Source organism: Microbacterium hominis NBRC 15708 (genome assembly GCF_001592125.1).
Lineage (GTDB): Bacteria > Actinomycetota > Actinomycetes > Actinomycetales > Microbacteriaceae > Microbacterium > Microbacterium hominis.
Genome location: NZ_BCWI01000013.1, coordinates 41,104 through 65,948, shown reverse-complemented (window position 1 = coordinate 65,948; position 24,845 = coordinate 41,104). Strand labels below are relative to the sequence as shown.

22 protein-coding genes and 2 tRNA genes are annotated in these 24,845 nt (G+C 71.0%); 11 read left to right on the top strand and 13 right to left on the bottom strand.

Annotation, left to right across the window (positions count from 1 at the left end; translation table 11 throughout):
- Nucleotides 1–18 precede the first annotated feature (18 nt).
- Complete coding sequence (gene aceA, locus MHO01S_RS11150; protein ID WP_060960402.1) at nucleotides 19–1,335, top strand: isocitrate lyase; 1,317 nt, start codon at nucleotides 19–21, stop codon at nucleotides 1,333–1,335.
- Between the two features lie 36 nt (nucleotides 1,336–1,371).
- Nucleotides 1,372–3,021, top strand: coding sequence for a malate synthase A (gene aceB / locus MHO01S_RS11145; RefSeq protein WP_060960391.1), 1,650 nt, complete (start codon nucleotides 1,372–1,374; stop codon nucleotides 3,019–3,021).
- Here aceB and MHO01S_RS11140 read toward each other — a convergent pair.
- Nucleotides 3,000–3,653, bottom strand: a complete 654-nt coding sequence (locus MHO01S_RS11140; protein WP_060960390.1) for a hypothetical protein — start codon at nucleotides 3,651–3,653, stop codon at nucleotides 3,000–3,002. The genes aceB and MHO01S_RS11140 overlap by 22 nt on opposite strands.
- Nucleotides 3,654–3,691: 38 nt before the next feature.
- On the opposite strand from MHO01S_RS11140, the gene MHO01S_RS11135 reads away from it, so the two are divergent.
- Genes MHO01S_RS11135 through MHO01S_RS11125 form a run of 3 tightly spaced genes read left to right on the top strand, consistent with a single transcriptional unit; the run spans nucleotide 3,692 to nucleotide 6,901 of the window.
- Nucleotides 3,692–5,428 (top strand): alkaline phosphatase family protein, encoded by a 1,737-nt coding sequence (locus MHO01S_RS11135; protein ID WP_060960389.1) that lies wholly within the window; start codon nucleotides 3,692–3,694, stop codon nucleotides 5,426–5,428.
- Nucleotides 5,429–5,481: 53 nt separating this feature from the next.
- The gene (locus MHO01S_RS11130; protein WP_061782314.1) at nucleotides 5,482–6,330 is read left to right on the top strand and encodes an alpha/beta fold hydrolase; all 849 of its coding nucleotides are present in this window, start codon (nucleotides 5,482–5,484) and stop codon (nucleotides 6,328–6,330) included.
- Nucleotides 6,323–6,901 carry a TetR/AcrR family transcriptional regulator gene (locus tag MHO01S_RS11125; RefSeq protein WP_061782313.1) on the top strand — a complete coding sequence of 193 codons (579 nt, stop codon included), beginning with the start codon at nucleotides 6,323–6,325 and terminating at the stop codon, nucleotides 6,899–6,901. The genes MHO01S_RS11130 and MHO01S_RS11125 overlap by 8 nt, the downstream gene beginning before the upstream one ends.
- A 21-nt stretch (nucleotides 6,902–6,922) precedes the next feature.
- Here the strand turns inward: MHO01S_RS11125 and MHO01S_RS11120 are convergent, their stop codons facing one another.
- Nucleotides 6,923–8,227 (bottom strand): chloride channel protein, encoded by a 1,305-nt coding sequence (locus tag MHO01S_RS11120; protein ID WP_061782312.1) that lies wholly within the window; start codon nucleotides 8,225–8,227, stop codon nucleotides 6,923–6,925.
- Nucleotides 8,224–9,024 carry a DeoR/GlpR family DNA-binding transcription regulator gene (locus MHO01S_RS11115; protein ID WP_061782311.1) on the bottom strand — a complete coding sequence of 267 codons (801 nt, stop codon included), beginning with the start codon at nucleotides 9,022–9,024 and terminating at the stop codon, nucleotides 8,224–8,226. The genes MHO01S_RS11120 and MHO01S_RS11115 overlap by 4 nt, the downstream gene beginning before the upstream one ends.
- 95 nt (nucleotides 9,025–9,119) lie before the next feature.
- On the opposite strand from MHO01S_RS11115, the gene MHO01S_RS11110 reads away from it, so the two are divergent.
- The 5 genes from MHO01S_RS11110 to MHO01S_RS11090 all read left to right on the top strand — a co-directional run bounded on the left by MHO01S_RS11110 (nucleotide 9,120) and on the right by MHO01S_RS11090 (nucleotide 13,852).
- Nucleotides 9,120–9,767, top strand: a complete 648-nt coding sequence (locus MHO01S_RS11110) for a bifunctional 4-hydroxy-2-oxoglutarate aldolase/2-dehydro-3-deoxy-phosphogluconate aldolase (protein ID WP_060960385.1) — start codon at nucleotides 9,120–9,122, stop codon at nucleotides 9,765–9,767.
- 105 nt (nucleotides 9,768–9,872) lie between these two features.
- Complete coding sequence (locus MHO01S_RS11105) at nucleotides 9,873–11,165, top strand: MFS transporter (protein ID WP_060960401.1); 1,293 nt, start codon at nucleotides 9,873–9,875, stop codon at nucleotides 11,163–11,165.
- A gap of 50 nt (nucleotides 11,166–11,215) precedes the next feature.
- Nucleotides 11,216–11,794 carry a P-loop nucleotide/nucleoside kinase family protein gene (locus MHO01S_RS11100; protein ID WP_060960384.1) on the top strand — a complete coding sequence of 193 codons (579 nt, stop codon included), beginning with the start codon at nucleotides 11,216–11,218 and terminating at the stop codon, nucleotides 11,792–11,794.
- A gap of 28 nt (nucleotides 11,795–11,822) precedes the next feature.
- The gene (locus tag MHO01S_RS11095) at nucleotides 11,823–13,028 is read left to right on the top strand and encodes a pyridoxal phosphate-dependent aminotransferase (RefSeq protein ID WP_060960383.1); all 1,206 of its coding nucleotides are present in this window, start codon (nucleotides 11,823–11,825) and stop codon (nucleotides 13,026–13,028) included.
- 53 nt (nucleotides 13,029–13,081) lie between these two features.
- Nucleotides 13,082–13,852 carry a phosphatase PAP2 family protein gene (locus tag MHO01S_RS11090; protein ID WP_060960382.1) on the top strand — a complete coding sequence of 257 codons (771 nt, stop codon included), beginning with the start codon at nucleotides 13,082–13,084 and terminating at the stop codon, nucleotides 13,850–13,852.
- On the opposite strand, the gene MHO01S_RS11085 is transcribed toward MHO01S_RS11090, so the two are convergent.
- The 10 genes from MHO01S_RS11085 to MHO01S_RS11040 all read right to left on the bottom strand — a co-directional run bounded on the left by MHO01S_RS11085 (nucleotide 13,849) and on the right by MHO01S_RS11040 (nucleotide 23,249).
- Nucleotides 13,849–14,985 carry a UDP-N-acetylmuramate dehydrogenase gene (locus tag MHO01S_RS11085; RefSeq protein ID WP_060960381.1) on the bottom strand — a complete coding sequence of 379 codons (1,137 nt, stop codon included), beginning with the start codon at nucleotides 14,983–14,985 and terminating at the stop codon, nucleotides 13,849–13,851. The genes MHO01S_RS11090 and MHO01S_RS11085 overlap by 4 nt on opposite strands.
- Complete coding sequence (locus MHO01S_RS11080; protein WP_060960380.1) at nucleotides 14,985–15,398, bottom strand: MaoC/PaaZ C-terminal domain-containing protein; 414 nt, start codon at nucleotides 15,396–15,398, stop codon at nucleotides 14,985–14,987. Before MHO01S_RS11080 ends, MHO01S_RS11085 begins: the two co-directional genes overlap by 1 nt.
- Nucleotides 15,395–15,844, bottom strand: a complete 450-nt coding sequence (locus MHO01S_RS11075; protein ID WP_060960379.1) for a MaoC family dehydratase N-terminal domain-containing protein — start codon at nucleotides 15,842–15,844, stop codon at nucleotides 15,395–15,397. Before MHO01S_RS11075 ends, MHO01S_RS11080 begins: the two co-directional genes overlap by 4 nt.
- A 92-nt stretch (nucleotides 15,845–15,936) precedes the next feature.
- A complete protein-coding gene (locus MHO01S_RS11070; protein ID WP_082734225.1) occupies nucleotides 15,937–16,746 on the bottom strand; it encodes a sulfite exporter TauE/SafE family protein in 810 nt (269 codons plus the stop codon).
- Complete coding sequence (locus tag MHO01S_RS11065) at nucleotides 16,743–18,767, bottom strand: ABC transporter ATP-binding protein (RefSeq protein ID WP_060960378.1); 2,025 nt, start codon at nucleotides 18,765–18,767, stop codon at nucleotides 16,743–16,745. Before MHO01S_RS11065 ends, MHO01S_RS11070 begins: the two co-directional genes overlap by 4 nt.
- Nucleotides 18,764–20,491: an ABC transporter ATP-binding protein gene (locus tag MHO01S_RS11060; protein ID WP_060960399.1), complete on the bottom strand. Its 1,728-nt coding sequence runs from the start codon at nucleotides 20,489–20,491 to the stop codon at nucleotides 18,764–18,766. Before MHO01S_RS11060 ends, MHO01S_RS11065 begins: the two co-directional genes overlap by 4 nt.
- 153 nt (nucleotides 20,492–20,644) lie before the next feature.
- Nucleotides 20,645–20,718: transfer RNA gene (locus MHO01S_RS11055), tRNA-Met, on the bottom strand.
- Between the two features lie 35 nt (nucleotides 20,719–20,753).
- A tRNA-Thr gene (locus MHO01S_RS11050) sits at nucleotides 20,754–20,825 on the bottom strand.
- Nucleotides 20,826–20,887: 62 nt separating this feature from the next.
- Nucleotides 20,888–22,186, bottom strand: a complete 1,299-nt coding sequence (locus MHO01S_RS11045; RefSeq protein WP_255266089.1) for a M23 family metallopeptidase — start codon at nucleotides 22,184–22,186, stop codon at nucleotides 20,888–20,890.
- Nucleotides 22,187–22,433: 247 nt separating this feature from the next.
- Nucleotides 22,434–23,249 carry an inositol monophosphatase family protein gene (locus tag MHO01S_RS11040; RefSeq protein WP_061782309.1) on the bottom strand — a complete coding sequence of 272 codons (816 nt, stop codon included), beginning with the start codon at nucleotides 23,247–23,249 and terminating at the stop codon, nucleotides 22,434–22,436.
- A 31-nt stretch (nucleotides 23,250–23,280) separates the two neighbouring features.
- Here MHO01S_RS11040 and MHO01S_RS11035 point away from each other — a divergent pair, with 31 nt between their 5' ends.
- Nucleotides 23,281–24,843 carry a phytoene desaturase family protein gene (locus MHO01S_RS11035; RefSeq protein WP_061782308.1) on the top strand — a complete coding sequence of 521 codons (1,563 nt, stop codon included), beginning with the start codon at nucleotides 23,281–23,283 and terminating at the stop codon, nucleotides 24,841–24,843.
- Nucleotides 24,844–24,845 lie beyond the last annotated feature (2 nt).

Sequence of the window (24,845 nt, the reverse complement as noted above, 5' to 3'; positions counted from 1 at the left end):
CCGATGAAGGAGAGCACCATGACGATCCAGGCCACCCCCGGTCAGCCGCCCCTCCGCGCGGGCGACCAGACGCAGACCGCCGCCGAGCTGCAGGAGATCTGGGACACCGACCCGCGCTGGGACGGCGTCGAGCGCACCTACACCGCGGAGGACGTCGTCCGCCTGCGCGGCAGCGTCCGCGAGGAGAACACCCTCGCCCGCCGCGGCGCGGAGAACCTCTGGAACCTCCTGCACACCGAGGACTACATCCGGGCGCTCGGCGCGTACACCGGCGGTCAGGCGGTGCAGCAGGTGCGCGCGGGCCTGAAGGCCATCTACCTCTCCGGCTGGCAGGTCGCCGCCGACGGCAACCTCGCCGGGCAGACCTACCCCGACCAGAGCCTCTACCCGGCCAACTCCGTGCCCGCCGTCGTCCGCCGCATCAACAACGCGCTGATCCGCCAGGACCAGATCGAGCACACCGAGGGCACCCTCACGCAGGACTGGCTGGCGCCCATCGTCGCGGATGCCGAAGCCGGCTTCGGCGGCCCGCTCAACGCGTACGAGCTCGCCCAGTCGCTCATCCAGTCGGGTGCCGCCGGCATCCACTGGGAGGACCAGCTCGCCAGCGAGAAGAAGTGCGGCCACCTCGGCGGCAAGGTGCTGGTGCCCACGCAGCAGCACATCCGCACCCTGAACGCGGCTCGGCTCGCCGCCGACGTCGCCGGCGTGCCGACCGTCATCATCGCCCGCACCGACGCGCTGGCGGCCGATCTGCTCACGAGCGACGTCGACCCCCGCGACCAGGAGTTCACGACCGGCGAGCGCACGAGCGAGGGCTTCTACCGGGTGCGCCCGGGCCTGGAGGCGGTCATCAGCCGCGGCCTGGCCTTCGCCCCCTACGCCGACCTGCTGTGGGTGGAGACGGGCGAGCCCGACATCGAGCTGGCCCGCGCGTTCGCGAGCGCGATCCACGAGCGGTTCCCCGGCAAGATGCTCGCCTACAACTGCTCGCCGAGCTTCAACTGGAAGCGTCACCTCAGCGACGAGCAGATCGCGACCTTCCAGCAGGAGCTGGCCGACCTGGGTTACAAGTTCCAGTTCATCACCCTCGCGGGCTTCCACGCCCTCAACTACTCGATGTTCGATCTCGCCTCCGGCTACGCCGAGCGCGCCATGAGCGCGTACGTCGAGCTGCAGGAAGCCGAGTTCGCCGCGGAGGCCCGCGGCTACACCGCCACCAAGCACCAGCGCGAGGCGGGCACCGGCTACTTCGACGTCGTTTCCACGGCGCTCAACCCCGACAGCGCGACCCTGGCTCTGGTGGGATCCACTGAGGCCGAACAGTTCCACTGAGCACCCAACCCCACACGACACAGAAAGAGCAGGGCCATGACTCCCACCGCCACGGGCACCGCGCCCGCATCGACCATCACCATCACGGGACCGATCCGCGACCGCTACGACGAGATCCTCACGCCTGCGGCGATCGCGTTCCTCGCGGAGCTGCACGTCCGCTTCGCCGGCCGCCGCCACGACCGGCTCGCCGACCGGATGCGGCGCCGCTTCGAGATCGGCAACGGGCACGACCCGCAGTTCCGCTCCGACACGGCCCACATCCGCGAGGACGCCGACTGGACGGTCGCCGGGGCGGGTCCGGGGCTGGAGGACCGCCGTGTCGAGATCACCGGCCCCACCGACCCGAAGATGACGATCAACGCGCTCAACTCGGGGGCGAAGGTGTGGCTGGCCGACCAGGAGGACGCCACGAGCCCCACCTGGCGCAACGTCATCGAGGGTCAGCTCTCCCTGTTCGACGCGATCCGCGGGCAGCTGTCGTACACGAGCCCCGAGGGCAAGGAGTACCGCGTCACCGCCGAGCGCACGCCCACGATCGTGATGCGCCCGCGCGGCTGGCACCTGGTGGAGAAGCACATCCGCTACACCGACCGCGCCGGCCGCGACCTCGCGGCATCCGGTTCGCTGGTCGACTACGGCCTGTACTTCTTCCACAACGCGCAGCGCCTCATCGACAACGGCGTGGGCCCCTACTTCTACCTGCCGAAGATCGAGTCGGCCGAAGAGGCGAAGCTGTGGGACGACGTGTTCACCTTCAGCGAGGAGTACATCGGCATCCCGCACGGCACGATCCGCGCGACGGTGCTGATCGAGACGCTGCCGGCCGCGTTCGAGATGGAGGAGATCCTGTTCGAGCTGCGCGATCACGTCGCGGGCCTGAACGCCGGGCGCTGGGACTACATCTTCTCGATGATCAAGAACTACCGCGGCCGCGGTGCGCGCTTCGTGCTGCCCGACCGCAGCCAGGTGACGATGACGGTGCCGTTCATGCGGGCCTACACGGAACTGCTCGTGAAGACGTGCCACAAGCGCGGGGCCTTCGCGATCGGCGGCATGAGCGCCTTCATCCCCAACCGGCGCGACCCCGAGGTGACCGCCCAGGCGTTCGAGAAGGTCGCCGCGGACAAGAAGCGCGAGGCCGGCGACGGCTTCGACGGCACGTGGGTGGCCCACCCCGACCTGATCCCGGTGGCGCAGGCGGAGTTCGATGCGGTGCTCGGCGAGCGCCCGAACCAGATCGACCGCCAGCGGCCCGAGGTGAACGTCCGGGCATCGCAGCTGATCGACGTGCACATCGGTCTGCCGGTCACGGCGGCGGGCGTGTACGGCAACGTGTCGGTGGCGATCCGCTACATCGAGGCGTGGCTGCGGGGCCTCGGCGCCGTCGCGATCGACAACCTCATGGAGGATGCCGCGACCGCCGAGATCAGCCGCAGCCAGGTGTGGCAGTGGATCCACCAGGACCGCACCACCGACGACGGCACCCGCATCACGCGCGAGTACGTGGAGGGCCTCATCGAGCGGGTGCTCGGCGAGGTGGATCGGCGCCCCGTCTCCGCCGAGGACCGTGGCGACCGGTTCGACGACGCGGCGGCCATCTTCCGCGATGTCGCGCTGGGCGAGGACTTTCCGACGTTCCTGACCCTCGGGGCCTACGCCGACTACCTGACCGACGAGGACTGAGCGTCGGAGGCGGGGGCGGATGCCGCGGCATCCGCCCCCGTCTGCGTGCGTCCGCCCTGGGCACGGTCGATCACCGCCGCGAGCCAGACCGCGCCGAACCCGATCACGGCGGTCATCGCCTGCGTGATCAGGGCGATCGCTCCGCTCGGGAAGCTGTGCTGGGTCATGACCGGCGTCACCAGCGCGGGGATGATCGCGAGGACCAGCACGATCCACGACAGGGGGTGGCGTCCCCGGGCGATCAGCCACCCTCCGACACCGGCGATCAGCATCACCATCGCCTGGTTGAGGACGAAGCGCCAGACGTCGGCCGGCTCGACGAGGTTCCCGCCGGCGCGCTGGAGCCCGAAGGTGGCCCACAGCAGCAGCACGACGGCGGCCAGCGTGAAGGCCCCGAGGCGCCGCCACCCCGACGTGGGCAGCAGGACGATCGCGATGAGGATCGCGCCGAGCACGAGGAGGAACTGCGCGGCGTTCAGGAAGGGGATGTCGGTGGCGATCGTCCCCGCGAAGCTCTCGGACTGCACGATCGCGGAGAAGTCGGTCGCGACCCCGAGGTAGACCCCGAACATCACCAGCACGATGGCCGCCCCGTAGCGGGCGGCGCCGTCGAAGCGGAGAGTCGGAGCCATGGGCAGAGAGTAGCCGACATCCTCCCTACAATCGGGGGATGGAAGGCGGACGGGGCCCGGATGCCGGGACGAGCCGGCGCGAGTTCCTGCGCCGCACGGGGATCGGCGCGGCGGGGCTGGCGATCGGCGGCTCCGCGGCGGCGGCGGTCACGACGGCCGCCACGGTGCACCCGCCCGAGTTCACGCCGCTCGCCCCGCGTCACGCGCCCGGCTTCGATCACGTCGTGGTCGTGATGTTCGAGAACCGCAGCTTCGACAACGTGCTCGGACACCTCTACAGCGCGCAGGAGAAGTCGGCGGGCGAGTTCGACGGGATCGCGCAGGGCGCGTACGCCAACGCGGGACCCGACGGCGTGCCGGTTCCGGCGCACATCTACGCCGGCTCCACTGACGCGATCATGCAGCAGCCGCAGCCCGACCCGGGCGAGACCTACCCCCACGTGAACACGCAGCTGTTCGACGTCATCGACCCGCCGTCCAACGCGGACCTGCGGGCGCACCCCCTGTCCGATCCGTTCAACGCGCCGCCGGCGGGCATGCAGCCGGCCAACAGCGGGTTCGTCACGGACTACATCGTGAACTTCCGGCTGAGCATGCGACGGGAGCCCACGGCCGAGGAGGTGGCGGTCGCGATGGGCGGCTTCGCCCCCGAGATGCTGCCGGTGCTCTCGACCCTCGCCCGCGAGTTCGCGGTGTACGACCGGTGGTTCGCGGCCGTGCCGTCGCAGACCTTCTGCAACCGGTCGTTCTTCCACGCGTCGACGTCCCACGGGTTCGTCACGAACCACGACGGCGACGACTACGAGAAGTGGATCGAGGCGCCGGCGACACCGACGATCTTCAACCGGCTGGTGGCGGCCGGCATCCCGTGGCGGGTGTACTACGACCCGACGCAGCTCGTGTCGCTGACCGGGATGCTGCACGCGCCCGTGCTGGAGCAGTACTGGAAGACGAACTTCCGCGACATGCGCCAGTTCTACGCCGATGCCGCGCAGGGCACGCTGCCCGCGTACTCGTTCATCGAGCCCCGCATGATCTTCAACCACAACGACATGCACCCGCCCTGGGGCGAGCTGCGCGACGGCACCCTGACCCTCGACGACGGGTCGACGCTCGAGATCGACAACAGCGCCGTGTCGGATGTGCGCGCGGGCGACAAGCTCATCCAGGACGTCTACGACGCGATCCGCACGAGCCGCACCCGCGGCGGCTCGAACGCGATGAACACGGCCCTGGTCATCACCTTCGACGAGCACGGAGGGACCTTCGACCATGTGGCGCCGCCCGCCGCGGCTCCGCCCGGATCGGGCGAGCCCGGCGAGATGGGCTTCCGCTTCGACCGACTCGGTCTGAGGGTGCCGGCGATCGTCGTCAGCGCCTACACCGCCGCGGGAACGGTCATCCACGACGAGATGCACCACGGCTCGGTGATCAACACGCTCTGCCGCCTCCACGGGCTCCGGCCGCTGACCGCGAGGGATGCCGGGGCCAACCCCGTCTTCAACGCGATCAATCTCACGGTGCCGCGCCAGCCCTACACGTGGCCGCAGCCGTCGTCGCTGTGGCGACCGCCCAACCCCGAGGCGGTCGCCGAGCAGACCACCGCGACGCACAAACGGCGGCCGCTCACGTCGCCCGCGCGCGGACTGGTGGGGCTGCTGATGTCGCGCTTCAACCGCGACGCCGTCATCCCCACCACCTACGGCGAGGCGTTCGACGCGCTGGTGGAGCACGGCGACGGACTGTTCGGCACGACCGACGCGGAGGTGCGCTGACCGTCGACGGAGCGGGGTTGACAGGTATGGCTAATGTCATTAGCTTTAGGGCTATGGAAACAAGCCCGAACGACACCGCCGCCGCCGCGTTCGCGCGACTCGGCATCCATCACCTGCGCCGCCCCGAGGGACGCGTCGCCTACCGCCTCACCGGAGAAGGACCGCTGGTCGTCTGCGTCCCCGGGATGGGCGAGATCGCCGCCGCGTACCGCTACACCGTGCCCGCGCTCCGCGCCGCCGGCTTCCGCGTGGCGGTCATGGACCTGCGCGGCCACGGAGACTCCGACGCCACGTTCTCCGCCTACGACGATGCGGCCGCCGGAAGCGACGTGCTCGCGCTCATCGCACACCTGGGGGCCCCGGCGGTCGTCGTCGGCACCTCGATGGCGGCGGGCGCCGCGGTGTGGGCGGCGGCCGAGTCGCCCGAGGCGGTCCGCGCCCTCGCGCTGATCGGCCCGTTCGTCCGCAACGCCCCGACGAACCCGGTTGCCGCCGCAGTCTTCCGCCTGCTCATGCAGCGCCCGTGGGCGCGCGGCGCCTGGCTGGCCTATCTCCCCCAGCTCTACCCGGGCCGCCTCCCCGCCGACTTCGCCGCGCACCGCGACGCCATCCGCGCGGCGATGACGCGACCGGGGGCGACCGCGGCCTTCGTGCGCACCACGCGGACCGACCACACCCCGGCGGAGGAACGCCTGCCCCGGGTCACGGCCCCCACGCTGGTCGTGATGGGAACCGCCGATCCCGACTTCCGCGACCCCGCGGCGGAGGCGGCGTGGGTCGCCGAGCGCCTGAACGCCCGCGTGGAGCTGATCGACGGGGCCGGGCACTACCCGCAGGCCGAGGATCCCGAGAGGGTCACCCCGGCGCTCGTCGCCTTCTGCCGCGAGGTGACGGGTGCCTAGGGCCGGGCTCACCCCCGGCGCCGTGGTCGCCGTCGCGCTCGAGGCGATCGACGACGTCGGCAGCGAGGCGCTCACCCTTGCGGAGGTCGCGGCGAGGGCGGGTGTCAAGGTCCCGAGCCTGTACAAGCACGTCGCCTCGCTCGAGGTCCTGCGCACCGCCGTCGCGACGGCGGCGACTCGCGAGCTCGCGCACGAACTGCGGATGTCGGCCGTCGGCGTCTCCCGGGCGGAGGCGCTCGACCGGCTCTGCCGCACCTACCGGTCGTATGCGCTGCGGCATCCGGGACGCTACGCGGCGACCCAGCGGGCGCCGCTGCCCGGCGAGAGCCGCGACGACGCGCACACGCGCGCCGCCGCCGAGGTGCAGGAGGTCGTCTCGGCGACGTTGCGCGGCTACGACATCGCCGACGACGATCAGCTCGTCGACGCCACCCGCGCGCTCCGCGCCGCGCTCCACGGGTTCTGCGCCCTGGAGAACGGCGGCGGGTTCGCGATGCCGGTCAGCGTGGAGCAGAGCTTCGCGCGGCTGATCGCCGGGCTCGATCGGATGCTGTCGACCTGGTCGAGCTGAGAGCTCTCGCCGGGGGCGGAGTCACTCCCGTCCCGGATCGATCGGCGCGAAGCGGCCCAGACCGCCTCCGCCGACGAGTCGTGACGCGGCGAGCGCGCCCGCGACGGCCAGGAAGATGGGCAGCAGCAGGGTGAAACCGGTGCCCGTGAACTCGATGATCAGCGCGATGGCCGTGAAGGGCGCCCTCATGTTGGCGGCGAGGAAGGCTCCCGCCGCCACGATCGCCAGGGCGGTCGCGTCGGCGCCCGGCCAGATGAACGCCCATCCCGCCGCACCCGCGGCGCCGAGCGACGCGCCGATCGCGACGGACGGCTGCAGCGTGCCGCCGATCGCACCCGAGCCCAACGAGATCGCGGTGACCACGTACTTCAGGACCGCCAGAGCGAGCAGCAGGAGCGCCGGCTGCGTGAGATCGAACCCGGCCGTCGCCAGCGCCCGGCCGTTGCCGAGCAGCAGGGGGAAGAACGAGCCCACGACCCCCACCGCCGCGAACGTCAGCGGGAGGACGAGCAGCAGCCGCCACCCGGTGGGTCGCCGGCGCGACAGTCGTGCGGTGACCGCGGAGAAGCTGGTCGCCCCCCAGCCCATGAGGGGGCCGATGAGCAGCGCCGCCACCAGCAGCGAGGGGTTCACCTCCACCGGCGCCACCTGGTAGAGCGATCCGTCGGCCACCAGCGGACGGGCCACGAAGGTGGCGATGGCGCTCACCGACAGCGCCACGACAGCGGCCCCGGCGCTGAACCGCGCCAGCAGGATCTCGATCGCGAACAGGGCGCCCGCGAGGGGGACGTTGTAGACGGCGGCGAGACCCGCGCCGGCCGCCGAGGCGATGAGGATGGTCCGCCAGCGCGCGTCGATGCCGAACCACCGCACGAGGGTGGAGCCCGCCATCGCGGACAGCTCCCGCGGCGCCACCTCCTTGCCGATCGAGGCGCCCAGACCGACCGAGGTCACCTGGATGACGGTGTCGGCGAGCGTCTCCCACACCGGCATCCGCGTGCCCGCGACGCCCTCCTCGACGCTCGCGATGCGCCGGCCGAACCGGCGCAGCAGGTACCAGCCCCCGGCGGCGATGACGCCCGCGGCGGTGAGGCTGACGATCGGGAGCCACCAGGGCGAGGGAAGGGCGAGGCCGTCGAGGAAGGGGCCTTCGGCGCTTCCCCACACGAGGTGCTCGACCGTGTGCACGATCCACACCAGCAGGAGCACGGCCACTCCGGTCGCGACGCCGACCGCGGCGGTGGCGACGCCCAGCCGGACCAGCGCCCACAGACCGGCACGGCGGGCGCGCGAGCGCTCCCCACGCGGCCGCGTGCGGGCCGTCACGGTGCCGCCATCGGCGCCAGCCGCACCTCGACGCCGCGCTCACGAAGCTCCGCGGCCGCCACCTCGTCGAGCTCGTCATCGGTGACGACGACGTCGAAGGCATCCAGCGGCGCGACCTTGAAGCGCTCGCTCGCACCGTACTTGGTGCTGTCCGCGACGAGCACGCACACCGAGGCGGCGTCGAGCACGGCGCGCTTGAGGGTGACCTTGTCCAGCTCCGGGGTCGTGACGCCGTGGGTCGTGTCCCACGCGCCCGTGCTGAGGAAGGCGACGTCGACGGCGAGCGCGCCGAGGGTCGCGGCGGCCAGCGGGCCCGTCGCGGATCCGCTGGCGGCGTCGACGGTGCCGCCGGTGTGGATGGTCTGGATCGAGGGGTAGTCGCGCAGCGTCGCGATGGCGAAGAAGTCGTTGGTGACGACGGTGACCCCGCTGCGCAGCGCCAGATGCGGCACGAGCGCCTCGCAGGTGGTCCCGGCATCCAGGAAGACGACGCTGTCGTCGACGACCAACGCGGCCGCCTCGCCCGCGATGGCCTTCTTGCGGGGAAGCTCGAGCACGGCGCGCGAGGTGCGCTCCCGGGGCGTCTCGGTGCCGGCGCGCTCCGTGAGGCGTACGCCGCCCTGCACCGACACGACGCGTCCCTCGGATTCGAGCACGACGATGTCGCGGCGCACCGTCATGTGCGAGACGCCGAGGAGCTCGGCGAGATGGCGGATGCTGAGGGCACCGGCGCCGCGCAGCAGCCGCAGCAGCTCGTGCTGACGCTGCTCGGGGATGAGGGGCGGATCGCTGGCCATGTCGTCTGATTCTAGGGCGGTCCCGCGACCGCCCGCGGCACGCGCACGTTCGAGATTGTTACTACATGTGAATTCTTGTGCTACCGTGTGCATCGATGTTACGCAAACATGAAGTCCTCCACGCCATCGCCGACACCGGCGCCCTGCTCATCATCCGCCTGGACTCGGCGGACGAGGCCCTCGCCGTCGCGCGGGCAGCCGTCGCCGGCGGCATCCGCGCACTCGAGGTGACGCTCTCCGTCCCGAGCGCCTTCGATGTCATCCGCACGCTGTCGCAGGAGTTCGCCGACGACGGCATCGCCGTGGGGGCGGGAACGGTCCTCGACGAGCAGGCGGCGTTCACGGCCATCACCGCCGGAGCCCGGCTGCTCGTGAGCCCCAACCTCAACCCGCAGATGATCCGCCTGGCCAACCGCTACCAGGTCGCCACGATCAGCGGCGCCTTCACGCCGACGGAGTTCGTCCAGACGATGGAGAGCGGCGCCGACATCGTCAAGCTGTTCCCCACCGAGATCGCCGGCCCCGACTACCTCCGCACGGTCCTGGCACCGCTGCCGCAGACCCCGGTGCTGCCGGCCGGCGGTGCGACGGTGCACAACGTCGGCGACTGGTTCGACGCCGGAGCCCTCGCCGTGGGCGTCGGCTCGGCCGTCACCAAGGCGGCGCGAGCCGACGGCGACTACCTGCGCGTGACCCGGGCCGCGACCGACTTCCTCGACGCGATCCGCGACGCGCGCCACTGACCCGTCCCCCGCGGGCCCTTCCCGCGCGGGCGACGCCGCCCGTCCCACCCTCCCCTTCCCGACCACGACAACCCCCGAACCGCCCACCACAAAGGAGTGCACACGATGACCGACACCCTCGCGGAGACACCGCTTCTGACCACGCAGGAGAAGAGGTCCGTCCGGATCCGCTGGTTCCTCGTCGGCTTCCTCATCCTGGGCGGTGTGGTGAACTACCTCGACCGCTCGACCCTGAGCGTCGCCAACACCACGATCGCCGGGGAGTTCGGACTCAACGCCTTCGAGATGGGCCTGCTCCTGTCGGCGTTCTCGTGGCCCTACGCGATCGCGAACCTGCCCGCGGGCTACCTGGTCGACAAGTTCGGGCCGAAGCGGATGTTCGCCTTCGCCGCGGGAGCCTGGTCGCTGGTGTCGATGGTCACCGCGGCCGCGAACTCCTTCGGCGTGCTCTACGCGCTGCGGGTCGCCCTCGGCATCACCGAGTCGCCGTTCTTCACCTCGGCCCTGAAGGTCAACGAGCGCTGGTTCAACAAGCGCGAACGCGCTCTGCCGGTCGCCCTCGTCAACACCGGCTCGCAGATCGCCAACGCCATCGCCCCGCCGCTGCTGACCTTCCTGCTGCTCACGATGAGCTGGCGCGGCATGTTCGTCATCGTCGGCGCCCTCGGGATCGTCGTCGCTCTGGTGTGGCTCCGCATCTACCGCGACCCCACGCTGAGCGAGCAGGCGCTGATCAAGGGCGCCCAGGCGCAGGAGGCGATCGCCTCGACCGCGCCGAAGGTGGGCTGGGGCCGGCTGCTCCAGCAGCGCAACACGTGGTTCATGGTGCTCGGCGCCTTCGGCATCTTCTACACCGTCTGGGTGTACCTGACGTGGCTGCCCAGCTACCTGCAGACGGCCCGCGGCTTCAGTCTGGCCCAGAGCGGCTGGCTCGCCTCCCTCCCCTTCCTCTGCGGCATCATCGGCGTCGTCTTCGGCGGCTGGCTCTCCAACCGCCTCGTCTCGCGCGGCGTCAACACGGTGCGCGCGCGCAAGATCCCCATCGTCGGCGGCGCGGTGCTCGCGGCCGCGGCGGTGCTGCCGGTGGCCTACGTGGACAACACGCCCCTCGCGATCACCCTGCTCTCGATCGGCTACTTCGCCTCGCAGGTGCCGATCGGCTGCCTGTGGACCCTGGCCTCCGATGTCGCACCCTCCAACCAGGTCGCCTCGCTCGGTGCGATCCAGAACTTCGGCGGGTTCGTCGGCGCCGCCGTGGCTCCCGTGGTGACCGGCGCGATCCTGACCGCGACGGGCGGCAACTACACGCTCGTCTTCCTCATCGGCGGGGTGCTGCTGCTGGTCGGGGCGCTGTCCTACGGTTTCTTCGTGAAGGACCGCTCCGGCCGCACCGCCTGAGCCCGCGGCGAGGGGCGGCGACGCCCCTCGCCACCGCCCTGGAGAGTCACATGACTTCGCATCTCTTCTTCGTGATCGGTCCCGCCGGCAGCGGGAAATCGACCGTCAGCACGCTCATCGCACGCCAGCTCGGTGCCGCCTACCTCGACAAGGACAGCGTCGCGACCCTGTTCACCGAGGCGCTCCTGGTGGCCCACGGCAGCGATCCCCACGAGCGCGACAACAACGCGTACTACCAGCAGGTCGTGATGGATCTGGAGTATCAGACCCTGCTGCGCCTCGCCGGCGACAACCTCCGGCTCGGGACGCCGGTGGTGCTCGACGCTCCGTTCGTGAGGTACTTCCCGCAGCCGGACTACCTCGAGCGCGCCGCGCTCGCCCACGACTGGCCCGCCGACACCCGCATCACCGTCGTGCACGTGAGCGTCGACGGCGCGCGGGTGCGCGATCGCGTCGCCGGTCGGGGCTACCAGCGCGACACCTGGAAGCTCGCCCACTGGGATGAGTTCTGGGCGAGCGCCCAGGCCGCCGAATGCCGGTGGCGCGGAGCCCACCACGCGCTCTACGACAACAGCGCGGACGGGCGCGACGACGACGCGATCCGCGCGGCCATCGCCGCCCTCGTCTGAGCGGTCGACGGACGACTACGCTTTCCCTGTGACCGAACGCGCTCCCCTGTCCCGCAAGCTGTCCGCCATCGCCGAGTCCGCGACCCTGAAGGTCGATGCGAAGGCGAAGGCGCTGCAGGCCGCCGGCCGCCCCGTGATCTCCTACGCGGCGGGCGAGCCCGACTTCGCGACGCCGGCGTTCATCGTGGATGCCGCGGCCCACGCCCTCCACGACCCCGCGAACTACCGCTACACGCCCGCGGCCGGCCTGCCGGTGCTGCGCGAGGCGATCGCCGCCAAGACCCTGCGCGACTCGGGGCTCGAGGTCGCCCCGTCCCAGGTCATCGTCACGAACGGCGGCAAGCAGGCCGTCTACCAGGCGTTCCAGGCCGTCGTGAACCCCGGTGACGAGGTGCTGCTGCCCGCGCCCTACTGGACGACCTACCCCGAGGCGATCGCGCTCGCCGACGGCATCCCCGTCGAGGTCTTCGCCGGCGCCGACCAGGACTACAAGGTGACCGTCGAGCAGCTCGAGGCCGCCCGCACCGACAAGACCACCGTGCTGGTCTTCGTCTCGCCGTCGAACCCGACCGGTTCCGTGTACACGCCCGAGGAGACGAAGGCGATCGGGGCATGGGCGCTGGAGCACGGCATCTGGGTCGTCAGCGACGAGATCTACCAGAACCTCGTCTACGAGGGCGCGCGCGCGGTGTCGATCGTGGAGGCCGTGCCGGAGCTTGCCGGACAGACGATCCTCGTCAACGGTGTGGCCAAGACCTACGCGATGACCGGGTGGCGCGTGGGCTGGATGGTGGGGCCGGCCGACGCCATCAAGCTCGCCGGCAACCTCCAGTCGCACCTCAGCTCGAACGTCAACAACATCGCGCAGCGTGCCGCGCTGGCCGCGCTGACCGGCCCGCAGACGGAGGCCGAGCAGATGCGCCAGGCGTTCGACCGCCGCCGCCGGCTCATCGTCGCGGAGCTCGCGAAGATCCCGGGCGTCACCGTGCCGAACCCGCTCGGCGCGTTCTACGTCTACCCCGACGTCACCGGGCTGCTCGGACGGGAATGGAACGGCACCCGCGTCGACACGTCGCTCGAGCTCGCCGACCTCATCCTCGAGCAGGCCGAGGTCGCCGTCGTGCCGGGCGAGGCGTTCGGCCCCTCCGGCTATCTGCGCCTGTCGTACGCGCTCGGCGACGACCAGCTGCTCGAGGGCGTCCAACGACTGCAGAAGCTCTTCGGCACGGAGTGAGCCCGAGCCGGCACTCAGAGACCTCAGAGACGAGCGGGGGACGATCGGGACTCATGCGTTCGTCGTCCCCTGTCTCCGTCTCGGCATCGCGCAGGTCGCGGCGACCGCTCAACGCCCTGCTCGCCCCCTCGGTGCACCCGGCGACCGCGCTCGTGGTGGGCCTGGCCACCGTCGTCTTCCTGATCAGCGCGGGGCTGGCGCTGCGCGCCGCCCCGATCGACGCCGACCTGTCGCGCACGCTCAACAGCTGGCACATCGCCGGGGCCGGGCAGGTGACCGCGCTGGTCTACGACCTGTTCTCACCCGTCCCCGCGATCGTGATCACGATCATCGCGACGGGACTGGTGTGGGCGGTGAGCGGGCGCATCGCCCTCGCGATCGCGTTCGCCGGAACGGTCGCCGTCACGTGGGTGCCCGCCGACATCATCAAGATCGCCGTCGCCCGCCCGCGTCCCGACGCGACCCTCCTGCCGCATCCCGTCGATCACATGCCCGTGGACCCGTCGTACCCGAGCGGTCACGTCGTCTTCGTCGCGGCCGTCGCGGTGACGGTGGTCGTCATGCTCAAGGGCTCGCGCTGGCGTCCCTTCGCGATCGTCGTCGGCGCCCTCGCGGTCGTCGTGATGGCCGCTTCGGTGTCGATCATCGGCGTGCACTACCCCACGGACGCCGTGGCCTCCGTGCTGTGGGTGCTGGGCGTCTTCCCCGCCGCCCGGCTGATCTGGGTGCGGACGATCATGCCGCTGGTGCCGTTCCTGCGCGACGCACCGCGACCGGCACCGGCGCCGGCGGTGTCCGGTCCGCAGCGACGCGGGGAGCCCTAGAGCTCCACGCCGACCAGGACGGGCTCCGGCTGCAGCAGCAGCCCGAACTCCGCCTGCACGCGGTGCTGGATGTAGCGGGCCAGCTCGGCGACTTCGCCCGCCGTCGCCCCGCCGCGGTTCGTGAGGGCCAGCGCGTGCTTGGTCGACAGGGCCGCGCGCGACCGCGGCAGGCGAAAGCCCTTCCCCAGCCCGGCGTGCTCGATGAGCCACGCCGCACTGACCTTCACGTCGGGCTGCACCGACACCGGCGGCGGCACGATGCCGTCGAACGCCGCGAGCGGGATCACCGTCACCGGGTCGACCTCCACGGCGAGAGGCCACCGGGGGCACTCGGGCGGGAGGGTGCGGGCGAAGGATGCCGACACGATCGCATTCTGGAAGAACGAGCCCGCGCTGTGGGTGTCGGGATCGGCGTCGTCGAGCACCATGCCCTTCGAGGCGCGCGTCGCGAGCACCGTCTCCCGGATCCACCGCAGCGACACCGCGGCGTCGGGCGCGAGGCGCAGCGCCTGCCGCAGCTGGCCGCCACGCACCGGGACCTCGCCGTGGCCGACATCGTGCAGCTCGAGAGTGATGGAGACGATCACGCCCGAACGGAGCGCGCCGCGGCCGTAGTGCTGTTTGAGCACCGAGGTGCGGAAGCCGAGTTCGAGATCGGCGGCGGAGACCACCTCGATCTCGCCGGTGGCCTCGTCCAGCAGCTCCACCTCGACGAGCGTCTCGACGATCTCCTGACCGTAGGCGCCGACGTTCTGGATGGGCGCGGCGCCGGCCGACCCGGGGATGCCGCTCATCGCCTCGATGCCGGCCAGTCCCGCCGCGACGGTGTACTCGACGAGATCGTCCCAGTCGTGACCGGCCTCCACGCGCAGCCGCACGCGGCCGTCGCCGGCGTCGGCCAGGCGTTCGATGCCGGAGGTGCGCACCAGCACGACGGTCCCCTCGAACGGCTCGTCGCCGGCGAGCAGGTTCGACCCTCCGCCGAGCACGAGCCACGGCTCCCCCGCGGCCCACACGTCCTGCAGCGCCGCGACGAGCTCGTCGCGGGTGCGGGCCTCGACCATCCGCTCCGGAATGCCCCCGACGCGCAGCGTGGTGAGCTGCGCGAGCGGAATGGGCGCGATCTCGCCCATCAGGGCTGCCGGCGCACGCGCACCTGCGCCTTGCCGAGCACGGTCGTGTCGGCGAAGGTCACGGTGAGATCGATGCGCGCGGTGTCGTCGTCGAGAGCACCGACCTTCGCGGTGACGACCAGGTCGGCGCCGGCGTCGGCATCCACCACGACGGGGCGCGTGAAACGCACGCCGTACTCGAGGATGCGCCCGGCGTCGCCGAGCCATTCGACGATGGTCTCGACGGCGAGGCCCATCGTGAGCATGCCGTGCGCGAGCACACCCGGCAGGCCCACCCGGGCGGCGACGTCGTCGCGGTAGTGGATGGGGTTGAGGTCTCCGGACGCACCGGCGTAGCGCACGAGAGACTCCCGCGTGAGGTGCACGGTGCGCTCGGCGACGACCACGCCGATCTCGAGGGGTGCGGATGTCATGCGACCTCGCCTCCGATCAGGAGAACGGACGTCGCGGTGACGACGTGGCTGCCGTCGACGTCGGTGATCTCGGCCTCGCTGGTGACCATCGCACCGGCGCCGAAGGGGCGGACGCCGGTGATGCTGAGCTGCGCGACCAGCTCGTCCCCGGCGACGATGGGACGCGAGTAACGGAAGCGCTGCTCCGCGTGCACCGTGCGCTCGAGCGCGATGCCGGAGTCCTCGACCGCGAGCAGCTGTTGCATCGTCAGGTCCTGGACGACCATGGCGAACGTCGGGGGCGCGACGACGTCGGCGTAGCCGAGCGCGCGCGCGGCTTCCGGCTCGTAGTGCTGCGGTGCCTCGGCGAAGACGGCGCGCGCGAACTCGCGCACCTTCTCACGGCCCACGAGATAGGACGCGGTCGGCGGGAACGCACGTCCCACCAGATCGGGGTTCACTGACACCCCTCGATCCTACCGAGGGGCTCCCGCCCTCATCCGTCCCTCACCGCCGCGATAAACACCCCGTAGCGGCCGTGCGGGACGGACGAACGCGCTCAGCGGGTGCGACGGGCCCGCACCGCGCGGATCGCCATCTGCACCGCGATGAAGGTGAGGAAGCAGGCGAAGAGGATGTTGGCGACCAACGGCGACAGCAGCGTCGCGATCCACGCGCCGAGCGCGGTCGTCGTACAGGCGGCGACGCCGACGAGGGCCGCGGCCACGAGGTCGACGTTGCGGCGCTTGACGTTGCCGATCGTCCCCGAGACGGCGGTGGGGATCATCATCAGCAGCGAGGTGCCCTTCGCGATCAGATCGCTGGTGCCGAACAGGAAGATCAGTGCGGGCACGACGATGACCCCGCCCCCGACACCCAGCAGCCCGGCCATCACGCCGGTGAACAGCCCGAGGACGGCCAGTCCGATGCCCGAGGCGACGGTGAGCTCGAGCACCGCGTCGCGGGACGGCACGACGATGAAGAGCATCACGATGACCACGGCGAGGAATCCGACGAAACCCCACCGGAGGGCGTTCTGCGGGATCCGGGCGAGCAGCCACGACCCGATCTGCGCGCCGACCACCGCTCCCGCGGCGAGGATCAGGGCCGGGATCCAGGCCACCGACCCGTGCACGGCGTAGGAGACGACGCCCACGGATGCCGTGGGAACGATCGCGGCGAGCGAGGTGCCGGCCGCGAGTCGCTGATCGAATCCGAGCAGCAGCACGAGCATCGGCACGATGACCGTGCCGCCGCCCACGCCGAACAGGCCGGAGAGCAGTCCCGCGGCGAGGCCCACGCCGACGCACGAGAGCACGAAGCGCAGGTCGCGGCGGCGCTGCGGCGCCGCCGGTACGGCCGCGCTCACGCGTCGGTTCCCGCGGTGCTCTGGTCGACGGTGGTCGCCGCCTGCTCGAACTGCGAGCGGTAGAGCCGCCAGTAGGCCCCCTCCGCGGCGATGAGCTGTTCGTGCGTACCCTGCTCGACGATGTCGCCGTGCTCCATCACGAGGATGAGGTCGGCGTCGCGGATCGTCGACAGACGGTGCGCGATCACGAAGGACGTGCGTCCTTCGCGCAGCGCCGACATCGCATGCTGCAGGAGCAGCTCGGTGCGCGTGTCGACGGAGCTCGTCGCCTCGTCGAGGATCAGCACGCTCGGCTCCGCCACGAACGCCCGCGCGATCGTGATCAGCTGCTTCTCCCCCGCCGAGACGTTCGCGGCGTCCTCGTCGAGCACGGTGTCGTAGCCGTCGGGCAGCGAGTGGACGAAGCGGTCGACCCGCGTCGCGACGGCCGCCTCGACGATCTCCAGATCGGATGCCGACTCGTTGCCGTAGCGGATGTTCTCGCGGATCGAGCCGGCGAACAGCCACGGGTCCTGCAGCACCATGCCGGTGCGGGAGCGGACGTCGTCGCGGGTGAGCGCGGAGATGTCCTGCCCGTCGAGGAGGATCCGACCGCCGTCGAGTTCGTAGAAGCGCATCAGGAGGTTGACCAGGGTGGTCTTCCCCGCGCCGGTCGGGCCGACGATCGCGACGGTCTGACCGGGTTCGACGCGGAACGACAGGTCGCGGATGAGCGGCTTGTCGGGGGTGTAGGAGAACGCGACGTTCTGGAACTCGATGACGCCGCGCCCGTCGCGCAGTTGCGGCGCGTCCTCGGCATCCGGTTCCTGCTCCTCCTGGTCGAGCAGCTCGAAGACGCGCTCGGCCGAGGCCGTGCCCGACTGGACCACAGCGGCCATGCCGCCGAGCTCCGACAGCGGCTGGGTGAACTGCTGCGAGTACTGGATGAAGGCCTGCACGTCGCCGAGCCGGAGCTGGCCGGAGGCCACCATCAGGCCACCGAGCACCGCGATGCCGACGTAGGAGAGGTTGCCGATGAACATCATCGCGGGCATCATCAGCCCGGACAGGAACTGCGCCTTGAACGCGGCCTGGTAGAGCTCCTCGTTCTCCTGCTCGAACTTCTCGCGCGAGTCCTGCTCGCGTCCGTAGACGCGCACCAGCGCGTGGCCGGAGAACGACTCCTCGACGCGGGCGTTGAGGCGTCCGACCTTGCGCCACTGGGTGGCGAACGCCTTCTGCGACTTCGGCCCGATGATGCCGAAGATCACGGCCATCAGGGGAAGGGCGACCAGGGCGACGATCGCGAGCTGCCAGGAGATGGAGAACATCATCACGAGCACACCGACGACCGTGAGCACGTTGGTGACGGCAGTCGAGAGCGACTGCTGCATCGTCTGGGTGATGTTGTCGATGTCGTTCGTGACGCGCGAGATGAGCTCGCCGCGCTGGACGCGGTCGAAGTACGACAGCGGCAGGCGGTTGATCTTGGCCTCGACCGACTCGCGCAGCCGCCACATCGTGCGCACCATGATGACGTTGATGACATAGCCCTGCAGCCAGGTCAGCACGGCGGAGACGACGTAAATGGCGAGGACCGCGACGAGCACCCACTTCAGGCGCTCGAAGTCGACACCCGTGCCGACCTGGAAGTCGTGCATCGCCGACACGATGTTGGCGATGTCGCCCTGTCCGGCCGCGCGCAGGGCGTCGACGACCTGGTCCTGGCTCGTGCCGGCCGGGAACTGGGCGGCCAGCGACGTCGAGACGACCCCTTCGAAGAGGATGTTGGTGGCCTCGCCGAGGACCTTGGGGGCGATGACCGCGAGCACGACGCCGACCGCCCCGAGGACGGAGACGAACGCGAACGCCCACTTGTAGGGGGCGAGCAGGCCGATCATCCGACCGAAGCTGCGACCGAAGTTCGCCGCCTTGCCGGGGGCGACCGAGTCCCACGACCCGGAGTTGAGCCGCGCCTGTTCGGCGAGCTCGAGTTCTTCGCGTTCCTCTTCGGAGAGGGCCGCCGTGTTCGGCGCGCTCATGCGTCCACCCCCAGCTGCGATTCGACGATCTCCCGGTAGGTGTCGTTGCCGGCGAGCAGTTCGTCGTGGGTTCCGATGCCGACCAGGCGCCCGTCGTCAAGGACCACGATGACGTCGGCATCCGCGATCGTGGAGATGCGCTGAGCGACCACGATCTTCGTCACGTCGGGCAGTTCGCGCCACAGCGCCTGCCGTAGTCGCGCGTCGGTGGTGACGTCGAGCGCCGAGAAGGAGTCGTCGAAGACGAGCACGTGCGGGCGATGCACGATCGCGCGGGCGATCGAGAGCCGCTGGCGCTGCCCACCCGACACGTTCGTGCCGCCCTGGGAGATGCGTGCCGTGAGTCCGCCCTCCATCTCGGAGACGAAGTCGCGCCCTTGGGCGATGTCGAGGGCGTCCCAGAGCTCGTCGTCGGTGGCATCCTCCCGCCCGAAGCGGAGGTTGCTGGCGACGGTGCCGGTGAACAGAAACGCACGCTGCGGAACGTAGCCGATGCCGCGCCACATCTCGTCGAGATCGGCCTCGCGGACATCGACGCCGCCGACGCGGACGGTGCCGTCGGTCACGTCGAACAGCCGCGGGATGAGCGAGACGAGCGTCGTCTTGCCGGAGCCGGTCGACCCGACGATCGCCACGGTCTGACCGGGCTCGGCCCGGAAGGAGATGTGCTCCAGCACGGGCGACTCGGCGCCGGGGTAGCTGAACGACACGTCGTCGAACTCCACGGCGCCCAGCTCGGGGAAGCGGTCGATCGGCTGGGCGGGACGGTGCAGCGCATCGATGGAGTCGAGCACCTCGCCGATGCGGTCGGCGGAGACGGCGGCGCGCGGGATCATGATCGTCATGAACGTCGCCATCAGCACGCCCATGAGGATCTGGCCGACGTACTGCATGAACGCGAACAGGGTGCCGATCTCGACGTGACCGGCATCCACCTGGATGCCGCCGAACCAGATCACGCCGACGACGGTGACGTTGAGCACGAGCATCGCGAGCGGGAACATGATCACGAAGAGCGATCCGACGCGGCGGCCGACGACCATGATGTCGGTGTTGGCCACGCGGAAGCGCGCCTCCTCGATGCGTTCGCGGACGAAGGCGCGCACGACCCGCACACCGGTCAGCTGCTCGCGCATCACCCGGTTGACGCCGTCGAGCTTGCCCTGGTACTCGCGGAACAGCGGGACCATGCGGCTGATGATGAAGCCCGCGATCACGAGCAGCGTCGGCACCGCGACGGCGATGAGCCAGCTCAGACCGACATCCTGCTGGACGGCCATGATGATGCCGCCGATCGCCAGCAGCGGCGCCGTGACGAGCATGGTCGCGCCCATCATCGCGAGCATCTGCACCTGCTGCACGTCATTGGTGTTGCGGGTGATGAGGGTGCCCGCGCCGAACGACGACACCTCGCGCTCGGAGAAGCCGCTCACCTTGTCGTAGACGTCGCGTCGGATGTCGCGGCCGGCGCTCATCGCCGCGCGCGCCGCGAAGAACGTCGCGATCACGGACGCGACGATCTGGCCCAGCGCGATGACGAGCATGAACGCGCCGCGGGACCAGATGTAGCCGGTGTCGCCCGCCGCGACGCCCTTGTCGATGATGTCGGCGTTCAGTCGCGGGAGGTAGAGGGACGCCATGGCCGAGGCGAACTGGAAGACGAGCACGCCCAGCAGCCACCACTTGTACGTCCAGAGGTAACGGACGAGGAGTTTTCCGAGCATGAGGCACTCCGTCTGCGGGGCGAGGTGGGAACGGTTCATGCTATCGCCGGGCGCCGACACGCACGCGTCCCGGATCCGCGCGGTAAGTGCGGGACAGCGTGACCCATAACGCAAAACAGCCCCGGAATTCCCGGGGCTGATCTGGGTTTTTTGTAGCGGGAGCGGGGCTTGAACCCGCGACCTCACGATTATGAGTCGTGCGCTCTCACCAACTGAGCTACCCCGCCGCGCCGCACCCACACGGCGAGATGTGGATGCTGCGAGCCCCGAGTCAGGATTGAACTGACGACCCCTTCCTTACCATGGAAGTGCTCTGCCACTGAGCTATCGGGGCGTGCCGCCCCTCGCGGGGCAACCAGAAAAGAATATCAGAGCCGAGGCGTCCGACAGAATCGGTCAACCGACGGTGTGACCGCCCTTGGTGTGCTCGGCCAGCCACGGCATCGGGTCGATGCGCGTCGTGCCGCCCAGGAGCACCTCGAGATGCAGGTGCGGCCCGGTCGCCTTACCGGTCTGGCCGACCCGGCCGATCACCTGACCGGCGGTGACCTTGTCGCCCTGCTTCACCTGCAGCGAGCCGTACTGCATGTGGCCGTAGCGGGTGGAGACGAGCTGACCGTCGATGATGTGATCGATGAGCACGGTCACGCCGTAGTCGCCGCCCGCCTCGGTCGCGATGCGCACGGTCCCGGCCGCCACGGCGTGGATCTCGGCCCCTTCGCCCGGCGTGAGGTCGACGCCGTTGTGCGGCGTGGCGAACTCCGACTCGTAGGCGAGCGATCCGAAGGCGGCCGAGATCGGCACACCGACGGGGAACGGGTACTGGATCGGCGACGTCGGGTCGTTGACCCACGTGTTGGCGAACAGGCGCACACCGGACTCGGCCGCGAGCTCCGCCATCGAGGTGACGTTGTAGCTCTCGGGACGATCGAGGGCGTTGGGCTGTTCGGCGCCCGAAGCGACGAACGCCTGGATCTGACTGCCCGATCCCGTCGTGAGCTTCTGGCTGGCCGTCACGGCGGTCGAGGTCGAGGTCGATGTGGTGGTGTCGGATGCCGAGGCGATCGCCGCGGCGGGAGTCGTCGTGCTGACCGCGAGCAGTCCCACGACGGCCATGACGCCCACGGAGAAGGATGCCGCCGCCATCCGCTTCACCACCGCCGTCGCACGGGGCCGACGCGGTGCGACGTGCGGGGCCGGCTCGGCAGCGGACACGGTGTCGTCCGTGGCGTCGACGACCGGGCGCTGGACGGGGGTCTCACCGGTGAACGAGAACAGTCGCGCGGCGAACTCGAACTCGTCGAGGTCGCAGGCATCGTCCGCGGGGGCCGTGAAGGCGGAGCCCGACGGAAGCTGCTCGGCGACGGGGATCGACTGCGCGGCGACCGGCTGGTCGTCGGCGGCGTCGACGTGGACGTCCACCTCGGCGGCGCCGTCGGCGGCGACCGACTCGAAGACGGCGCGGGCTGCGCGGCGCAGACGCCGACGCGACGCCTCGTCGGGCTGCGCGCCCACGACGGTCTCGGCCACGATCGCCGCGGCGACATCCGCCACGACGGCCTCGGCGAGCGAGGGCTCGTCGGTCAGCTCGTCGACGGGGGGCCCGGCGAGCGCGGATTCGGGCGAGACCACGTCGGGAGCGGAGGCCGCGGCCGCCTCGGCAGCCCGGCGCCGGTACTCCGCGCGGGTCAGCACACCCGACCCGTTCGGCGTCGCCGCCGCTTCGGGTCGTCGGCTTGCGCGCCGTGACGGCGCGGCGTCAGCCGTGGGGGTGTCGAGGGTCACATCACAGGCTCTCGTCAGGCCGCACGGAAGGGGGAGCTCCGGGCGGCGACGTACTACGGGCTTCGGATCACTCTGCCGTTCGGGCCGGCAAAGATAACGATCGGGTAAACACTACATGCTGCACGCTGGGAATGCCATGGACGCGCGGTGGACGTTCCTATCCGTTTCCGCCCACGCCGTCGACCTCGTCGAGCAGGTCGCGCATCCGCTCGAACAGGCCGGGCCCGGCGGCGATCGTCATGTCGGCACCGGGTGCTCCGCCGGGCCGACCGCCGACGAGGCCACCGGCTTCGGTGACGAGCAGGGCGCCCGCCGCGTGATCCCACGGCTTCAATCCGCGCTCGAAGTAGCCGTCGAGTCGCCCGGCCGCGACGTACGCGAGATCGAGCGACGCGGCTCCGGCCCGGCGAAGATCGCGCGCGAGCACCATCAGGCGCCGCACGCGCGCCAGGTCGCCGTCGTGGGTCGCCGGGTCGTATCCGAAGCCGGTGGCCAGGAGGGCCCCGGCATCCGTCACCGTCGACACGGCCAGCCGCTGCTCGCCGAGCCAGGCTCCCCCGCCGCGCACCGCATGGAACAGCTCGTCCACGACGGGGCTGTAGACCGCGGCGGCCTGCGCCTCCCACCGGCCCGGGCGGGGCTCACCGGTCACCGCCGCGATGCTGACGGCGTAGTGAGGGATGCCGTAGGCATAGTTGACGGTGCCGTCGATCGGGTCGACGATCCAGGTCACCCCGCTGGTGCCGGGCTGCGCGTCGGACTCCTCTCCGACGAAACCGTCATCGGGTCGCTCCGCGCAGAGCCGGTCGCGGATGAGCTGCTCGACCTCACGGTCGGCCTCGGTGACGATGTCGGCGAGCGTGGACTTCGTCGCCGCCACGGCGACGCCCTCGGAGCGCCGTCGCCGTGCGAGCGCACCCGCCTCCCGAGCGATCTCGACAGCGATCACGTGCAAGCGCTCGGCATCCACCATGCCTCCACCGTACGCGCACTACCGTGGGCTCATGAGCGCGCTCTACGACGTCGTGATCGTGGGCGGGGGCCACAACGCCCTCACCGCCGCCGCCTATCTCGCCCGCGCGCGCAAGCGCGTCGTCGTGCTGGAACGACAGCACGGATGGGGCGGGGCGGCGGTGTCCGAACACCCCTGGCCAGGAGTGGACGCGCGGCTTTCGCGCTACTCCTACCTCGTGAGCCTCCTGCCGCGGACGATCGTCGACGACCTCGACCTCCCGCTGGATCTGCGCCGGCGCCGCTACAGCTCGTACACACCCGGCCCCGGCGATCCGACTCGCGGTCTCCTCGTCGACAACGCGGATGCCGCGGCCACCACCGCGAGCTTCATCCGCACGACCGGCGACGTGCGGGAGGCGGAGCGCTTCTCGGAGCTCTCCGATCGCCTGCTCCCGCTCGCCGCCGCGGTGTTCCCGACCGTGACCTCACCGCTCCGGCGCGAATCCGAGCTGCGCGCGCTGCTGCCCGACGCGGGCATCTGGGGTGCCGTGACCCGACGCCCGCTCGGCGATCTCCTGCGCGAGAGCCTGCACACCGACATCGCGCGCGGCGTGGCACTGACCGACGGTCTCATCGGCACGTTCTCGTGGGCCGACGACCCCTCGCTGCGCCAGAACCGGTGCTTCCTCTATCACGTGATCGGCGGCGGCACCGGAGACTGGGACGTTCCGGTCGGCGGCATGGGGAGCGTCAGCGCGGCGCTCGAGCACGCGGCGCGGGCGGCCGGCGCCGAGCTGCGCGCCGAGGCGGAGGTGGTCGCGATCGATCCCGACGGGACCGTCACGCTCGCCTCCGGCGAGACCTTCTCCGGGCGGCTCGTGCTCAGCGGGGTCGGGCCCGCGGTGCTCGCCGATCTCCTCGGCGATCCGCGCACAGACGAGGCCGATCCGCCCGAGGGGGCTCAGCTGAAGGTGAACCTCCTCCTGTCGCGCCTGCCACGCCTGCGCGACGACGAGGTGGCCCCCGAGGCGGCGTTCGCGGGCACGTTCCACGTCAACGAGACGATGAGCCAGCTCGACGACGCCTACGCGACGGCCGCGACCGGCGGCATCCCCGACCCCCTCCCGGCCGAGATCTACTGCCACTCCCTCACCGACCCGTCGATCCTCGGCCCCCGGCTGCAGGCGTCGGGGGCGCAGACGCTCACCCTCTTCGGTCTGCAGCTGCCACACCGGCTGAGCGCGGGCGCCGATCCCGACGACTACCGCGCGAGGCTCATGGATGCCGCTCAGCGCACGCTCGACGCGGTGCTGGCCGAACCGATCGCGGACTGCATCTACACCGCCCCCGACGGCACGCCGTGCATCGAGGCGCGCACGACCGTCGACCTCGAACGGTCGCTGCGGATGACGGGCGGTGACATCTTCCACGGCCCGCTCGCGTGGCCCTGGGCGGCGGACGATGAGCCTCTGGACTCGCCCGCGCAGCGCTGGGGCGTCGCGTCCTCCCACGATCGCGTGCTGCTGTGCGGATCGGGAGCGCGCCGCGGGGGCGCCGTCAGCGGCATCGGCGGCCACAACGCCGCGATGGCCGCTCTCGAGATCCTGGGATGAAG

Coding starts and splice junctions, on each gene's coding strand:
- aceA (WP_060960402.1), top strand. CDS start 19: ATGACGATCCAGGCCACCCCCGGTCAGCCGCCCCTCCGCGCGGGCGAC.
- aceB (WP_060960391.1), top strand. CDS start 1,372: ATGACTCCCACCGCCACGGGCACCGCGCCCGCATCGACCATCACCATC.
- MHO01S_RS11140 (WP_060960390.1), bottom strand. CDS start 3,653: ATGGCTCCGACTCTCCGCTTCGACGGCGCCGCCCGCTACGGGGCGGCC.
- MHO01S_RS11135 (WP_060960389.1), top strand. CDS start 3,692: ATGGAAGGCGGACGGGGCCCGGATGCCGGGACGAGCCGGCGCGAGTTC.
- MHO01S_RS11130 (WP_061782314.1), top strand. CDS start 5,482: ATGGAAACAAGCCCGAACGACACCGCCGCCGCCGCGTTCGCGCGACTC.
- MHO01S_RS11115 (WP_061782311.1), bottom strand. CDS start 9,024: ATGGCCAGCGATCCGCCCCTCATCCCCGAGCAGCGTCAGCACGAGCTG.
- MHO01S_RS11110 (WP_060960385.1), top strand. CDS start 9,120: ATGTTACGCAAACATGAAGTCCTCCACGCCATCGCCGACACCGGCGCC.
- MHO01S_RS11105 (WP_060960401.1), top strand. CDS start 9,873: ATGACCGACACCCTCGCGGAGACACCGCTTCTGACCACGCAGGAGAAG.
- MHO01S_RS11100 (WP_060960384.1), top strand. CDS start 11,216: ATGACTTCGCATCTCTTCTTCGTGATCGGTCCCGCCGGCAGCGGGAAA.
- MHO01S_RS11090 (WP_060960382.1), top strand. CDS start 13,082: ATGCGTTCGTCGTCCCCTGTCTCCGTCTCGGCATCGCGCAGGTCGCGG.
- MHO01S_RS11085 (WP_060960381.1), bottom strand. CDS start 14,985: ATGGGCGAGATCGCGCCCATTCCGCTCGCGCAGCTCACCACGCTGCGC.
- MHO01S_RS11080 (WP_060960380.1), bottom strand. CDS start 15,398: ATGACATCCGCACCCCTCGAGATCGGCGTGGTCGTCGCCGAGCGCACC.
- MHO01S_RS11065 (WP_060960378.1), bottom strand. CDS start 18,767: ATGAGCGCGCCGAACACGGCGGCCCTCTCCGAAGAGGAACGCGAAGAA.
- MHO01S_RS11060 (WP_060960399.1), bottom strand. CDS start 20,491: ATGCTCGGAAAACTCCTCGTCCGTTACCTCTGGACGTACAAGTGGTGG.
- MHO01S_RS11040 (WP_061782309.1), bottom strand. CDS start 23,249: ATGGTGGATGCCGAGCGCTTGCACGTGATCGCTGTCGAGATCGCTCGG.
- MHO01S_RS11035 (WP_061782308.1), top strand. CDS start 23,281: ATGAGCGCGCTCTACGACGTCGTGATCGTGGGCGGGGGCCACAACGCC.